Source organism: Spirosoma flavum (assembly GCF_042686045.1).
Lineage (GTDB): Bacteria > Bacteroidota > Bacteroidia > Cytophagales > Spirosomataceae > Spirosoma > Spirosoma flavum.
Genome location: NZ_JBHUOM010000050.1, coordinates 35,569 through 50,205 on the forward strand (window position 1 = coordinate 35,569; position 14,637 = coordinate 50,205).

Consider the following 14,637-nt stretch of genomic DNA (forward strand, 5'->3'; position numbering starts at 1 on the left):
CTGACATTCATCACGTAGCTATGTGATGAATGTCAGTAGCTTTTGCCACTTAAATAGACGCCGTTAACTTTCCTGTTGCCAGAGTCGGCGTTCGATGGGGAAGGCTTCCTGATGGACAATGCGAATTTGGCCAAAGGCTGGGTGAGCCGGATGAAGCAAATAGTTATACGACATAGGCACTACTACCGAGGGTACAGCCACCATCAGCGTGGTCGGGCTGTTTAGCCAATCCCGTAGAATCCACTGAGTACGTTCATAACTTTCATCGTTCCAGTAAGGAGGTAGATCGTCCTGTGACCAGGTTGTCACCTCATCGTCCGGCACTTCCAGGGTGAACAAAAATAGCTTCGGCAACTTTTCGTACTTGACGCGGGGCTGGTGAACCAACGATTCGACTAAGGCCAGTGCGGGAGAGGAGGTGGTATAGAGTAGCGGGTACCCCTTTGGGTTCCATCGGCCCCCAAACAACCGGGCTCCTTCGGTGGCTAATGGCTCAGGAGCGTATTTCGCTTTTACCGTTCGATAGACGAGTAACATCGGCTACTGTTTTGACTAACCGACAATACCGTGTTCAATTCGCCCCAGTACATCATCGACTAGGCCAAAGCCGGTCGTTGTATCTAGTAAATATAAAGGAGCTTGAGAATTGAGTTCTCGAATGGGGGAGCGAAGCCATTCGGTCAATGTCTGGGTATCCTCATCGAATACGTCAAGTCCATGTTGTAACAGATTGGTTAGCAACAACAGCCGCTCAGAAGCATCCCGCGCCAGTTTATCGTCGGCTTTCAGCCGGTGTAGATTGCGCACCGACATGTTCAGGATGCGGGCCAGTTCGACGTCAGTTAATCTGGCTAAGCCTGCTACCCGATCCACTTCTGCTCGAGGCATACCCTGCCGGGACTTGTCAATAACGGTGTAAGGAGTATAAACAGCCGTCTGAGGAGGATGTGTTGCGTATGCCATAAGAAACAGTGCCTTTTTTCACCACTACAACTGCAATATGGCCATAGCCGTTCAACTTTGCAAGGTATAGTTGATACAGCAGTTTAAATTGGGCTTTTTATTGTATTTGCGACAGGAGGTTTTTCCAACTCGGGCAGAATCGAAAAAAGCCTCACTGTTAAAACGGATAATAATTTAATGACTGTCCAACCCGTATGCGACGGACTGTATTGGACCGAAATTAAACTATCGGGTTCGCGGTTCAAGGCCAAATCAAACGGTGTTCTAAAGTTGCAAAACGACTCCACCGACGCCCTTTGTTAATTCAAGTCTTCCGATCTTTGCGGCATGAAAAACGTAGTAGTTCTGTTGCTGATTTTATCGGGATTCAATACGACTTCTCAGGTGCTGCGCAAAAGAACTGTCAAGTTGATGGGCAGTCGATTCGATATTACTATTGTCGCTGCCGATTCCCTTTCAGCCGAACGCCATATCGACTTGGTGATTGCCGAGGTTACGCGGATCGAGAATTTAATCTCTGACTGGAAAGCTGATTCACAAATTTCGCTGGTAAATAAAAACGCAGGGATCGCTCCGGTCCGGGTAGACCCCGAAGTATTGGCTCTAACAGAGCGGGCGCTCCATTTCTCCAAAATCACAGACGGTGCTTTCGACATTAGCTTTGCCGCAATGGATCGGATCTGGAAATTCGACGGTTCGATGACGAAAATGCCCAGTTCTGAGACTATTAAGAAATCGGTGGAGAAAGTAGGGTATCAGAATATCGTGCTGGACAGGGGGAATTCCACCATTTTCCTCAAACGGAAAGGTATGAAAATTGGTTTCGGTGCTCTGGGCGAAGGGTATGCTACTGACCGGTGCCGCGATATGATGCTGGCAAAAGGGATTAAAGCAGGGATTGTCAACGGGTCCGGCGATATGAGTACCTGGGGCAAACAACCGGGTGGGCGTGACTGGGCTGTGGGAATTACCAATCCACTACACAAAGACACGGTTTTTGCGGTTGTACCGCTGCGGCAGAGTGCCGTTGTGACCTCCGGAAGTTACGAAAAATTTGTGGTGTTCAACGGCAAGCGGTATTCGCACATCATTAATCCCAGCACGGGTTATCCGGCCACCGGCGTAAGCAGCGTGACGGTCTTCGGCCCCAGTGCCGAAACGGCCAATGGGTTCAGTACTTCGCTGATGGTTCTGGGTAAAGAGACAGGGTTGAAACTGATCAAAAAATATCCACAATACACCTATATCATGATCACCGATGAGGGGCAGGTTTTTTCCTCTTCAAGTCTGGATATGAAAAAATACAGCCTGCTTGGTCGGGAAAAGTAGGAAACCGTTCGGCTCGAACGGTTTCCTACCGGGAGGGTAGTGATAGGTTTTTCTACTTCACTGTGATAGAGTCATTTGCTGAACCGATAGAGAGTTCCGAATTCCTTTTATTTAAGGTGGGCCCGTAACATCCAGGCTATTTTTTCGTGCTTTTCCATCAGGCCCGTTATGTAGTCACTGGTTCCGGCATCCTTATGGGCCTCCTGAAATTCGTCAATATTGCCCCGAATGAATTCGATAATGCTTTCGTGATCACTTAACAATTTTTTGATTAAGCTACGACTGTCGTTGCCGTCTTCGTCCTGCTCGGTCAGGTGGGTAAGTTGCAGGAAGTTTTTCAGCGTGGCCGGGGCGTAATGGCCCAACTGCCGAATGCGTTCGGCTACATCGTCGACAATGCCCGCCGACTGATTGTATAAATCCTCGAAGTAGAGGTGTACAGAGTGGAAATCCATGCCCTCCAGGTTCCAGTGAGCGTTGAGCGTTTTGGTGTAGAGGACAAATTCGTCGGCAAGCAGTTTTGCCAGTTGATGAGCCACAACGGCTCTGTTTTCTTCTGAAATACCAATACTTGTTTGCATGAATGGTCGTGTTAAAAAGTGAATGAATTTGGTTAGTGGGACTTGATTACTGTCTGTGCAACGTTGTTTCCGAGGATAAAACCTGGGCTGGTCAATCAAATTCGTTCAGCGATAAACGCGGCTACTTCAGCCAGACGATTCGAAAATCCCCACTCGTTATCATACCAGGCTGCTACTGACAGGAGATTGCCTTCCTTTGCCGTCAGTGGTAAATCGATAATGGACGAGTGTGGATCAGCCACAATCCGCGACGAGGCCCATTCGCCTTCCAGCACGTCCATAACGCCCTTCAACGGACCTTCAGCCGCAGCTTTGCGAAACGCATCATTGACTTCCTGCACTGTACAGTCTTTTTCGGTAATCAGGTTCAGTTCGGCAATGCTGCCCGTTCGGGTGGGTACGCGATAGGCTTTGCCGGTGATTTTTAAGTCTTTCCAGATGAACTGTAACGCCCGGGCTGCTCCCGACGAAGAGGGGATAATGTTTTCGGCGGCAGCCCACGAGTCACGCCGGTCTTTCATAGGCTGGTCTGTCAGCGACTGGGTATTCGTGTACGAATGCACCGTTGAAAAAAGTCCGTACTGAATACCGAAGTTTTCCCGGATCACTTTAACCACCGAAGCCAGGGCATTGGTTGTGCAACTGCCCATGCTGATGATGTGATGACTGGTTGGATCAAAGGTATCCAGATTTATACCTTTGAGTAACACGGCATCGCAGTCGGCCAGGGTTTTGCTGGGGGCACTGATGAGCACGTATTTCGCTCCCCGGTCCAGATGTATCTGCGCTCCAGCGCGGGTAGAAGCGCGCCCTGTACAGTCAACAACTAAATCAACGCCAAGTGACCCCCAATCAGGTACTTCTTTCGATGAATTAATATACGGAATTGTCCGGTCTCCGATAGTTAGTTTACCTTCGCTTCCGGTAACGGGCTCAGGCCAGCGACCATAGTTGGTATCAACTGAGAACAGTGCAGCCAGGGTTGGTTCGTCCCGAATGTCGGCCACGGCGATCGGTACAAACAGATTATTTTGTAAGCCAATGCGAAGGAATTGACGCCCAATGCGACCAAATCCATACAAAGCAATCGTTGCCATTTAATTTGCGTGTTTATGAAGTTGACAGATAATCACTAATTAAAAATGAGAGCGCTGCGAAGATAGGGATTAGACGATCTATTAACGAGTTGACCTAACAAAACGAGCTTTTCTTAGCTATCCTTCTGCCAATCCGAACAAAGCCTTTACAAGTGGGTTTTACCCGCAAGAACTTTATCCTCTTTATTGCCTGACGGCCTGATCATACAACTCATGTCCTCCTATTCGATTAATAAAGTATCACCCCAGGGCCTACTGGTAGCCGTTGGCATTGTCTTCGGCGATATCGGTACCTCACCCTTGTATGTGCTCTCAGCGGTTGTTCGTGGTCGGGAATTAACCGAAACTCTGGCCTTGGGAACACTCTCCTGCATTATTTGGACGCTTACCCTCCAAACCACCATTAAGTACGTTATTATTACCCTGCGAGCCGATAATAAAGGCGAGGGTGGTATATTTTCGCTTTACGCTCTGGTCCACCGCTTTTCCGGTCGTTGGTTGATTGTGCCTGCCATCGTGGGTGGCTCGTTTCTGCTGGCCGACGGGCTGATTACTCCCCCCATCTCAGTCTCGTCGGCAATTGAAGGACTGCTCATTTTCGACCCAAAGCTCGATACCGTTCCGATTGTCATTGGTATTCTTATTGCCTTATTTGTGGTTCAACAGTTTGGTACCCAACTGCTTGGTAAGCTCTTTGGGCCGGTCATGCTGGTGTGGTTTACCTTTATTGGGGTGATTGGCGGGTTAGCGCTGCTGGGCCACTTCTCTGTATTGCGGGCTATTAACCCTCTCTACGGCTACCGGCTGCTGGTAGAATATCCTGGTGGATTCTGGTTACTGGGTGGTATATTTTTGTGTACCACCGGAGCCGAAGCGCTCTATTCCGATATGGGCCACTGCGGTCGGGGAAACATCCGGGCAAGTTGGGTTTATGTTAAAACGATGCTGCTGCTGTCCTACGCCGGACAAACTGCTTATTTAATGCAACATCTGGGCCAGCGGGTAGGCGACACCAGCCCTTTTTATAGTATCGTACCCACTTCGCTGACAATATTCAGCATTGTTCTAGCCACGCTAGCTACCATTATTGCTTCTCAGGCATTAATCAGTGGAGCCTTTACCCTTGTAGGCGAAGCCATGCGGCTCGACTTCTGGCCCCGCCAGCGGGTAGCTTATCCTTCCGACGAGCGGGGGCAGTTATACGTACCCTTCGTCAACTGGGGCCTTATGGTCGGCTGTATCCTAATTGTGCTGCATTTCCGCGAATCCAAAAATATGGAAGCTGCCTACGGGCTGGCCGTCACGTTAACGATGATCATGTCTACGGTGTTGATCAACGCTTATCTGCGCATGAAGGGCACTAATGCTCTACTAACGGGGCTAATCACCGCTCTGTTTCTAATTGTGGAAACCACCTTTTTAGCCGCTAACCTGGTAAAGGTTGAAGAGGGAGGCTGGATTTCTATTACACTGGGACTACTGCTAATGGGTATGATGGTATTCTGGTATCAGGGCGAAACGATTACGCATCAACTGATCCAATACGATTCTTTGCCGGATAACTTACCCGTACTAAAAGCTCTTAGCAATGATCTGAATGTACCTAAGTTTGCCACTCACCTGGTCTACTTGACCTCGGCTGATGATTATAACCAGATTGAAGCCGAGACCTTATTTTCGATATTGAATCGCTCCCCCAAACGGGCCGATATTTATTGGTTTATTCACTTATGTGTGGAAGATGAACCCTATGGGATGCGCTATAAAGTTGATACGCTGGCGGCTGAAGATGCCTATTTCGTGACGTTTTATCTGGGCTTCCGGATTGAACCTCGGCTGAATTTTTTGTTTCGGCAGGTTGTCTTAGACATGGTGGCTGACCAGGAGGTACAGATTGAGACTAAGTACCGCTCGCTCAATGTCCACCGTATCGCGGGCGATTTCCGGTTTGTGCTATTCAAGCGGTTTTTATCCTACGACAATGAGTTAAGTACTTATCAGCAGGTGATAATGAAAGGATATCTGCTGCTCAAACGAATCTCCTTATCGACTAAAGAGACTTATGGCTTAGATACCAGCAATGTAATGACCGAAGCGGTGCCGCTGGTACTGACGCCAGCCAAACGACTGGAAATGAAGCGAATTCCTTCTCAACTGACCTCACCTCTCGCTCAGGTATGATGCTACCCCCTTTCAATTAAAAGCACTATTCAACCGACTAGCTGTATCTGCCGATTCGTCTTGTATTAAGGTGGTGCTTTTATTTTACAGTTGTAGTGACATTTCTTTACTTCTACCGTCTAAGTGATATGTTCAGACGATTTTATGATCTTCTGTTTGTCTCGTCATTACTGCTTGCCCACGGGCTAATTGACTTATTCGTACCGGACAAACCAGTAAGGAAGTCAAAGCCTGAAGCAGAACACGTAGACCTTCACAAGGAAGACTACGACTAGATACTTGACCTCTTTTCTGGCGGAGAGCAGTTTGGAGAGGTACCCGCTTCTGATGCTCGGGACTGAGATTTAGACCGCTCGGGCGACCTCATTCTTATCACTTAATAAGAATTCATACTGGATTTGACCGCAATTTCTGGTAGTCTACGAGTCTATTCTCCCGGATGGTACACTTTCTCGGCATGCTGGTAGACGTCTTTTTTGTAGAAGAAGATGTCTTTGTAGGTACCATTTATGTAGCCATTCACCTGATCGGAGAAGTGCGGTGAACTCGGGTCTGTGCTTGATCCTCCAGTCAAAATAGTCTTGGCGTTGAGCCTGTCACCAAATTCAATTACGGCCACAAACGTATTCCCTGTAATACCATACCGCTTTTTCGTTTGCGGGCTTTTGCGGCTAACATATGCATTCAGCGAACCCATAAAACCGGGCGTACCAGGAACTGCCCAACTGGGTTTCTGATCGCTGGGTTCCCCACTGGCGATTCGCTGGAAACGATTGACGGCCCCCCAGGCAACATTGCAGGAACCGTAATCTTTCTCTAAGTCCATTACCACCTGAACCAGCGCCGTAACTTGCTCTTGAGCAGAAATAAATTCGGTTGTGATGGCGGCTCCGTTAGTAAGTGAATATTGCTCCTCCGTGGTGGCGGGTTTAGGCAGCCGGGCCATATCCAACTGAATGATTTTTTCCAACCAATGTACGGCTAGTGTAGTAGCTACAGAATTTGTATCTGTTCTGAAATCCCACTTTTTTAAGGTTTCTATAGGTTCGGCTAGCTTAGCCCGCAGGGAGTCATTGGCAATGGAATTATAAGCCGCTATCAGGCTGGGAATAAATCGTTCTCCACTGGGTAAATACGAATCGTACGAAGCCGAAATAACATCATCCATCGTCGCGTTTTTCAAGGGAGTCAGTACGCGTACGGCATGAACCGCACGAGGGGTATGACCATCGGGTAGCATGTAGGTTGGCAGTTTTATCATTAGTGTGTCCAACCGTCCAATGCCGTACAAGGGTGTCGAGTTGCAGTTCTGTATCCAGCCATTGGCCGGATTGAGGTACTGAGGCAACTCTTTTAAGGCATGTGTACCCGTCCATTCCGTCGCTGTAGTGGTCCCATCGACGGGGCGTTTCCAGTCGAGTAACGGATTTTTCTTCGGCACGAAATTGCCGTGCCAATAGGCAATATTCCCCGCTTTATCGGCATAAACGATATTGCTGCCGACCATCGCCCGGGTGTTCAAGGCAGCGGTAAACTCTTTCAGGTTGCGGGCCTTCATCTTTTGCCAGTTCATGGCGAGTAAGTCAACGTTAGGCTCGTAGGTTTTGAGCGAAATCCACCGAGTAGCAGTAGCGTAGACGATAGGACCGTGATGGGTTCGGTACGTCACGATGTTTTTGGTGCCGAAGCCATCTTTTGTCTTGTACCGGAGAACATGCCGGGTGCTGTCTACCAGACGCAACGCTCCAGTGTATCGATAAAAAAGCCGACCATTTTTGCGTTCGATTTGCTCGGCATACAGGTCTTTCGCATCAGAAAGAGAAACCGGGTGCATCCAGCCGCAAAATTCATTGAAGCCCTGAAAAATATTGAACTGCCCCAAAAAAGGAGCGCCGTACGCATTTAGACCTTCCTCACTTACCATCTGAATTTCCAGTCGCCCATAATATTCGGAATGCGGGTTAATGAAAAGCATGGCCTTTTTACTTTTCGTTCTGGAAGGTGCCAACGCCCAGCCGTTAGAACCATCATTTTTTGGTGGTTCAGCCGTAAAACTCCGACTGCCCGTAGGGGATTGTGTGGCTTCTTTCACGTAAAGAGCCTTGAAATCTGCTTCACTGACGTTACTGCCGCCCATAGCTGGCACATTATTCATCAAAATCATCCACGGCTCTATTCGGGTAAGCAGTTTAGGTTTGACCGCTGGATGCGTAATTATGTAAAAGTTAATTCCTGCCGCGTGGGCATCACATAACTTCTGAAGCCAGAGTGGAGATCGTTTGTAGAAACGAACAGCCTTCGTAGAATCGATAAACAGGCGGGTCCAGAGGTCTTTGTAGATGGACGACTCGCCTTCAATTTCCGAAAGCCGACCCAACCGGGTAATAAGTGAGTTTTCTACTTTGTCAAAAAACTCTTCGCACTGTACATACATGACACCAAATACAGCGTCGGCATCTGTTCGCATATACGTGCGGAACGCCGTAGGTATCTTTAACAATGTCGATGCCTTTAGCCTGATTTTTCAGATTGCTGATTTCCTGAGCGGAAAACTGAGCCTGCGCCCCCGCCGAACGAGCCCATAAACTAACGAAGGCAACGAGTAAATAGACGTTGAAGCTATACTGCATCTGATAAACTGGAAAATGTAAAATCGCAAACTTTCATGGGCGGAATCAGGCTACCATCGACCCGCATGGGTGAATTGTCAGGGATGGATGGAAAGGCATTATTTGTTTGAAGAAATAAACCGACGATATGCCGATATAAATTAGGCTTTTACCTTTTTTGTAGTGTCGGGTTCTTAAACCGCACGGGCGGCCCCGCCAACACCACAAAAAAGGTAAAAGCTTTTGTCGGTTATTTAATTCAACACATTGATGATCGCCCATCCCTAAGAATTGAATAAAATCTCGGCGGTTCACGGCGTAGTTCTCCTGTAAGTTTAGGGGATACAAAAGAGAAATTTAGTTTCGGAACCGCTGGACGTATAGCGGTTCTAAAAAAGAACTACTTGTAAATCGCTGGTATTTCGAAGGTAGCCGGTACTGGTTTTGGCGCATTGGCGTTGGAATTGAGTTCATTTTGTGGATAAATAAATCGCCATGGGAGCAACGTACCATTATTAGGCGTTAACTTGATGCCATATGCTTCGGCACGGGTACGGCGCTCATCATCCCATCCCAGATGTTGCCCGTAGAAGGAGACGTAGCGTTCCTGCAAAATTTCCCGTAGCAGGGCATTATCACTTGTAATGCCATCGATATTTTCGATACCACCGGCTGCAAAATCAGCCGCTACATACGGATCATATTTGAACGTACCCGCCGTCAGATAAGCTGAGTTAATATAGCCGCCTGTACTCAAAAAAGCCCGGTAGGCATTCAAATGACCTAACGCCGTTGCAAATCCCTTTCCCGAACGTAAAGCCGATTCTGCCAGCGTCAGAATATTTTCCTGATATGTTACGAGTGGGAAACTAGCTGTTTGAGCGTAGAAGCCCGTTGTACCTGTTGTGTTAGGCTCAACTTTACCAGGACTATTAACACCAACTTCTAAGTAATAAAACTTGAACCGAGCCGTTTCGATGGTTTTCGCATTACTTCTGTTTTTGGCGCTGGTAGGATTCAATAGACCAACATTGTAGGCACCTACGGCATTTATATCGCCGGTTCGCGAACTAGCCAGAAAGGAAAAATACGCATTTTGGTTTACGTTGGCCGTGTTGCCATGTGGCGCATAAAGCGAATTGGCATAAACGCTAACGCCAGTCTGGGCCGCTGTGTAAGCGGCATCATATTGCTTCATATCGGTTAGCAATCGAGCCTTTAGGGTATAGGCTACCTGCGTCCATTTGGCGGCATCTCCGCCGAAGTGAATATCTTCTGTAGTAACGGTACCCACACCCGATTTTAGATCGGCGATTGCATCGTCCAGCAGTGCGAGCAGTTTTGTGTAAACTGTTGCCTGTGGTTCAAATGCCGGGCTGGGGTATTTGACAATATCACCTGCCTGATCGAATGGAATGTCGCCCCAAAGTTCAGTGCCGGTGGCTAATGCATTGGCACGTAATACTTTGGCTATACCAACCAGTTTGCGATTTCCGAGAGCTGTTGCCTGATCAATGGCGAGCAGCGCATTGGCATTCGTTGCCTGATAAACCAGATTCCAGTCGGCATCATAGACACCAGCCGTCACATTGTAATTATAGTAATCCAGCCATTGGCGGTCAGCCCCGGTGGCGTAGCCGTCCCAGATGCTTGTCAAACGGCTGGCCATACCCTCCTGAGTCGCCATATTGGCAATCTCAGCACCGGTCAACAGCAAACTAGCCGTTGACTTAGTTGGATTATTGGGGTCTACGTTCAAGTTCTCTACAATAGACGAACAGGAAAGAAACTGGAGACCAAGTAAAACGGAGAAAACGGATTTATATATTCGCTTCATAATAAGAGACGGCTTCGAGAGAATTAGTAATTGATTTTCACACTGAAAAGCAGTGACTTGGTATTCGGGCTGTTGAAGTAGTCCTGGCCCCGTGAGTTACTGGCTCCATTAAGTGCCGTTTCCGGATCAATACCGACCATTTTAGTCCACAGAACGGGGTTACGGCCTGTTACGGTTACATCAATAGACTGCAATTTGGTTTTCTGACGGAATTTTGGCGAACTGATCGAATAACCCACCGAAATTTCGCGTATCCGGGTCCAGCTGGCATCCGTAATAAACTGTTCGACCAATGTGCTGAAACCGCCACCAATTGAGGTGTAGTATGACTGATCGAGTAGTACCGGACCCGCGCCAAAGTCCTGGATATTCCCCCGAACGGTACTCCCTGCTGCAATGGTTTTGCCCGCGTAGTTCTTCAAATCTTTCGTCAGCGTTACGTCGTTGCCAACGTCAGCATGCGTACCAAAGTTATAGAGAACTCCTCTTGTGCCATTGTAGAAATCCCCACCCTGGAAGGTCTCAAATAGGACGTTTAAAGAGATTTTCTTGTAAGACAGGTTTGTTCCGAAACCACCGCGATAGTCTGGGTTCGGGTCACCAATAACGCCAAACTGCGGAGCGACTTGCGGAAAACCATTGGCATTGAGGTTTAGCGCGCCTGACTCCGACCGCAGATATGTACCCCCATAGAGCGATGACATAGCGTAGCCCACTTTAGCCACCGTGCTGGCTGTGCTGCTGAAGCCCCCAAGCGTGATGATGTCCGTTCCGGCTAAGTTGGTTACGCGGTTGATATTCCGACTTACATTACCAAAGACGTTCCAGTTAAATCCTTTATTATTGAGTATGTTGTAGTGAAGTTCCAATTCCCATCCTTTGTTGGTCATCGAACCAGCGTTGGTATATTTCGACGTATAACCCGTCGAACCAGCCGCGGCTACGTTTAACAACAAATTGGTAATTTCATTTGAATAGTACGTGAAGCCTGCGGTCAATCGGTTGTTTAAGAAGCGAAGGTCAGTACCAACTTCATATTCTGTCTTTCGTTCAGGTTGCAAAAATGGATCGCCCTGAGTGGCATTGCGTACATAAGCTCCATTGCCATAACCAGAACCACTAAGTGGATTGGCCCAACTGCTAAACGAAGCATTTATGTAGGTGGTGGTGTTCCTGTAGGCGTCAGGTTGTACGCCCACAGTACCAAAAGAAGCGCGTAGTTTACCGAATGACAGGATATTGTTGTCGCGTAGGATCGGCAGTTGCGTAAACTGCCAGGCCAGATCGGCAGACGGATAATAGAAGGTCGACTTTGTCTGGCTACCAAATGTAGAACCCGATTCAGCTGCTACCGATGCGTTGACATACAACTGGTTATAGAATCCCACATTCAGGGTCGAGTAGAGTCGAGCCATCCGGCGGTGTGTGGTTGTCCGATACGGTGCATCGTTAGATGTTAGCGAATTACCAAAATTGGCGGGTGCATCAGGAATAATGAACGTGTTCATCGTACCGCCCAGATTGAGGTATTTCCGGTCGTTAAGGTTAAAGCCAACGATCAACGTACTGGTAACGTTCTTCCCGAAATCACCAAACGCCCGGCCAATAATGTCGCCGTTCATCTCCGATTCTTTATAGATAGCTTCCTCGAAACTTCCCAGACCACTGTTTACCGCTGAGTTTATGGGGTAGTTTGTAATTCGGTGATCTGTGTTTGCATCAATACCCGCGCGAGCCGTTATGTCGAACCATTTTGATGGCGTAATGAGTACTTCTGAACTCATAATGAAGCGGTCAACTTCCGAGAAGTTGGTCAATTCATTGATGGCCCACAACGGATCGTTATAGATTGGATTAGCCAAAGCCCCTATATAGTTTCGGTAGGAACGTTGGCGGTTTGGGATAGCGCTGGCCGTTGGCGAAGCGAAATAATTCCCTTTGTAATCACGACTATCGAAATCAGGTGCTGTACGTAAGTACCCGATATATAGTCCATTAACGCTGTTACTCCGTTGAATCCGGTTGGATGTTGTCCGGGCGTAGGTAGCGTTGGTCGTAGATTTAATAACATCGTTAAAGCGACGTTCGGAGTTAAACCGAAGAGTAGTCCGATTATAATCGCTTTGCCCGTTAATTATTCCTTTCTGACGCAGGTCGCCAATACTCAGATAAAAATTTCCTTTATCATTCCCGCCACTGATAGACAGGTTGTTATCAATATAGGTACCTGTCCGAAATACAGCGTCCTTACGCTCGTTAAGATAGGTTTGCTGCGAGTTTTTAGTAAGAATTGGGTAGTATGTCTTACCGGAATAAGACTCAAAACGTCCAGCGTTCATGTTGACGACATCAGTACCTCCAGCCCGATTTGCAATCTTATCGCCCCATGAATTTGCGCTGGTTGGATTATATACACCATCGGAACCCTGCCCATAGTTGCTTTGCAGGGGATGTAACAGGTTAGGTGTATCGAACGAAACGGTGGAGCTGTAGGAGATATTCACCTTATCACTATTGGCCCCTTTTTTTGTTGTAATGACAATTACACCATTGGCGGCCCGTGAACCCCATAAGGCTGCGGCAGAAGCGCCCTTCAGGATTTGCATGGAAGCAATATCTTCGGGGTTAATATCATTCAGGCGGGATTGTTGGGTTACACCCGCGGCTCCGTCGCCCAGTGTCGAATTACTAATGGGAATACCATCAACAATAACCAGTGGCTGCGTGGAGCCGGTGATCGTATTTTGACCTCGAATCTGGATGTAGGAACCAGCACCGGGGTCACCAGCTGATTTAGTAATCTGAACACCGGCAGCCTTTCCTGCCATACCGTTGATAACGCCTGTTTCACCAGACCGAACAATGTCTTTAGCGTCGATCTTCGATGCCGTAGCTCCCCGTTTATCAGCGTTTTCTTTGAAACCTAACGCACTGACAATGACTTCGTCCAGCGACGTTGCGTCATGTTTGAGCTTGATAGAAATGCTACTTTGGTTACCAACAAGCACTTCCTGAGTAACAGTACCAATAAACGAAAAAACTAAGGTCGCATTCTTGCCTGCGCTTGTCGGCAGAGTAAATGAATAAGCTCCTTCCGCATTGGTCGATGTGCCAATCGAGGTTCCTTTCAGAAGTACGTTTACACCGGGAAGGGCTCCATTGTCCTCACCAGATGTAACAATACCTTTTATCACTCGGGTTTGAGCAAATAATGGTCCAGATAGGCACAGAATCAGAAGCACCAGTAAGCGTATACGTACTTTTCTCATAATTAGATTGACGTTAGCCGTTGATTATTTGTAACTATTTTATTGTTTATGTATACAAAAAATTAGAAATGACTATACTCCTCCAAGACGGGTTGTCTGTAGCCCGTAAAAGTATTTTGTGGAATATGATGGGTGGTATAGATAAATAGTTGCCCCCGTTCTTACTCTGGAATGGGTTAAACCTATCTCGAACGCCTGTTAAACGAAATGCTGAAATTCGTTCTATAACAATCCTCTTATGCAGGAAATGCTTTCACTGCTTTCATTAAATGCGATTTAAATCAGGTATATCATTCAATTGACCAGATTATATAGTTCTAAAACCACATTTAAAGATAAAAATCTATTTTGCATATTATATAAATATCAATATATAATTCGTCAATATTGACTATATTCTACTTATTATACAATAAAATGATGCATTATTCAAAATATAGTACCGTTAATTAAAGGGAAATTAAATTTTATGTATTTTAATATATTTTAACCTTGAAGCTGTTCTTTCGTAATGAGAAAAAGAAATAACTATGAAAACGCAAAACAATCAGTTATTCAATGATTTTAATTCTCTCCACATGTGGAGAGAATTAAAATCAGAAGGTATTATGTTTTCGAATGAAGGTTCTAAAAATCTATAACACTTTTACAAACTGGTATTTATACAAGAAATGATTCCCGTACCTTTTCAACAGAGAAAATCACGTTAAACTGTTAGTCCAACGTGATTTTCTCTGTTGCTTGTTCTATGTTGTTTATGAGAGGTTAGGC

10 protein-coding genes are annotated in these 14,637 nt (G+C 46.9%); 3 read left to right on the forward strand and 7 right to left on the reverse strand.

Annotation, left to right across the window (positions count from 1 at the left end; genetic code table 11):
• Positions 1–63: 63 nt before the first annotated feature.
• Both ACFS25_RS31200 and parS read right to left on the reverse strand, forming a co-directional pair.
• Positions 64–537, reverse strand: coding sequence for an RES family NAD+ phosphorylase (locus ACFS25_RS31200; RefSeq protein ID WP_381509044.1), 474 nt, complete (start codon positions 535–537; stop codon positions 64–66).
• Positions 538–552: 15 nt separating this feature from the next.
• On the reverse strand, positions 553–963 hold the full coding sequence (parS, locus tag ACFS25_RS31205; RefSeq protein ID WP_381509046.1) for a type II RES/Xre toxin-antitoxin system antitoxin: 411 nt from the start codon (positions 961–963) through the stop codon (positions 553–555).
• 327 nt (positions 964–1,290) lie between these two features.
• On the opposite strand from parS, the gene ACFS25_RS31210 reads away from it, so the two are divergent.
• Positions 1,291–2,292, forward strand: coding sequence for an FAD:protein FMN transferase (locus ACFS25_RS31210; protein ID WP_381509048.1), 1,002 nt, complete (start codon positions 1,291–1,293; stop codon positions 2,290–2,292).
• 107 nt (positions 2,293–2,399) lie between these two features.
• On the opposite strand, the gene ACFS25_RS31215 is transcribed toward ACFS25_RS31210, so the two are convergent.
• Both ACFS25_RS31215 and ACFS25_RS31220 read right to left on the reverse strand, forming a co-directional pair.
• The gene (locus tag ACFS25_RS31215; RefSeq protein ID WP_381509050.1) at positions 2,400–2,873 is read right to left on the reverse strand and encodes a Dps family protein; all 474 of its coding nucleotides are present in this window, start codon (positions 2,871–2,873) and stop codon (positions 2,400–2,402) included.
• A gap of 95 nt (positions 2,874–2,968) precedes the next feature.
• The gene (locus ACFS25_RS31220) at positions 2,969–3,970 is read right to left on the reverse strand and encodes a type I glyceraldehyde-3-phosphate dehydrogenase (RefSeq protein WP_381509052.1); all 1,002 of its coding nucleotides are present in this window, start codon (positions 3,968–3,970) and stop codon (positions 2,969–2,971) included.
• Positions 3,971–4,183: 213 nt separating this feature from the next.
• On the opposite strand from ACFS25_RS31220, the gene ACFS25_RS31225 reads away from it, so the two are divergent.
• Complete coding sequence (locus ACFS25_RS31225; protein WP_381509054.1) at positions 4,184–6,151, forward strand: KUP/HAK/KT family potassium transporter; 1,968 nt, start codon at positions 4,184–4,186, stop codon at positions 6,149–6,151.
• A 427-nt stretch (positions 6,152–6,578) separates the two neighbouring features.
• Here ACFS25_RS31225 and ACFS25_RS31230 read toward each other — a convergent pair whose 3' ends face one another.
• Positions 6,579–8,585 (reverse strand): penicillin acylase family protein, encoded by a 2,007-nt coding sequence (locus tag ACFS25_RS31230; RefSeq protein ID WP_381509056.1) that lies wholly within the window; start codon positions 8,583–8,585, stop codon positions 6,579–6,581.
• Between ACFS25_RS31230 and ACFS25_RS31235 the strand changes: the two genes are divergently transcribed.
• Positions 8,584–8,736, forward strand: a complete 153-nt coding sequence (locus tag ACFS25_RS31235; RefSeq protein ID WP_381509058.1) for a hypothetical protein — start codon at positions 8,584–8,586, stop codon at positions 8,734–8,736. The two genes, ACFS25_RS31230 and ACFS25_RS31235, sit on opposite strands and share 2 nt — an antisense overlap.
• A 424-nt stretch (positions 8,737–9,160) precedes the next feature.
• Here ACFS25_RS31235 and ACFS25_RS31240 read toward each other — a convergent pair whose 3' ends face one another.
• Together ACFS25_RS31240 and ACFS25_RS31245 are read right to left on the reverse strand one after the other, a co-directional pair.
• Positions 9,161–10,597 carry a SusD/RagB family nutrient-binding outer membrane lipoprotein gene (locus ACFS25_RS31240; protein WP_381509060.1) on the reverse strand — a complete coding sequence of 479 codons (1,437 nt, stop codon included), beginning with the start codon at positions 10,595–10,597 and terminating at the stop codon, positions 9,161–9,163.
• A 23-nt stretch (positions 10,598–10,620) separates the two neighbouring features.
• Positions 10,621–13,866, reverse strand: coding sequence for a SusC/RagA family TonB-linked outer membrane protein (locus ACFS25_RS31245; RefSeq protein WP_381509062.1), 3,246 nt, complete (start codon positions 13,864–13,866; stop codon positions 10,621–10,623).
• Positions 13,867–14,637: the final 771 nt, after the last annotated feature.

Coding starts and splice junctions, on each gene's coding strand:
- ACFS25_RS31200 (WP_381509044.1), bottom strand. CDS start 537: ATGTTACTCGTCTATCGAACGGTAAAAGCGAAATACGCTCCTGAGCCA.
- parS (WP_381509046.1), bottom strand. CDS start 963: ATGGCATACGCAACACATCCTCCTCAGACGGCTGTTTATACTCCTTAC.
- ACFS25_RS31210 (WP_381509048.1), top strand. CDS start 1,291: ATGAAAAACGTAGTAGTTCTGTTGCTGATTTTATCGGGATTCAATACG.
- ACFS25_RS31215 (WP_381509050.1), bottom strand. CDS start 2,873: ATGCAAACAAGTATTGGTATTTCAGAAGAAAACAGAGCCGTTGTGGCT.
- ACFS25_RS31220 (WP_381509052.1), bottom strand. CDS start 3,970: ATGGCAACGATTGCTTTGTATGGATTTGGTCGCATTGGGCGTCAATTC.
- ACFS25_RS31225 (WP_381509054.1), top strand. CDS start 4,184: ATGTCCTCCTATTCGATTAATAAAGTATCACCCCAGGGCCTACTGGTA.
- ACFS25_RS31235 (WP_381509058.1), top strand. CDS start 8,584: ATGACACCAAATACAGCGTCGGCATCTGTTCGCATATACGTGCGGAAC.
- ACFS25_RS31230 (WP_381509056.1), bottom strand. CDS start 8,585: ATGTATGTACAGTGCGAAGAGTTTTTTGACAAAGTAGAAAACTCACTT.
- ACFS25_RS31240 (WP_381509060.1), bottom strand. CDS start 10,597: ATGAAGCGAATATATAAATCCGTTTTCTCCGTTTTACTTGGTCTCCAG.
- ACFS25_RS31245 (WP_381509062.1), bottom strand. CDS start 13,866: ATGAGAAAAGTACGTATACGCTTACTGGTGCTTCTGATTCTGTGCCTA.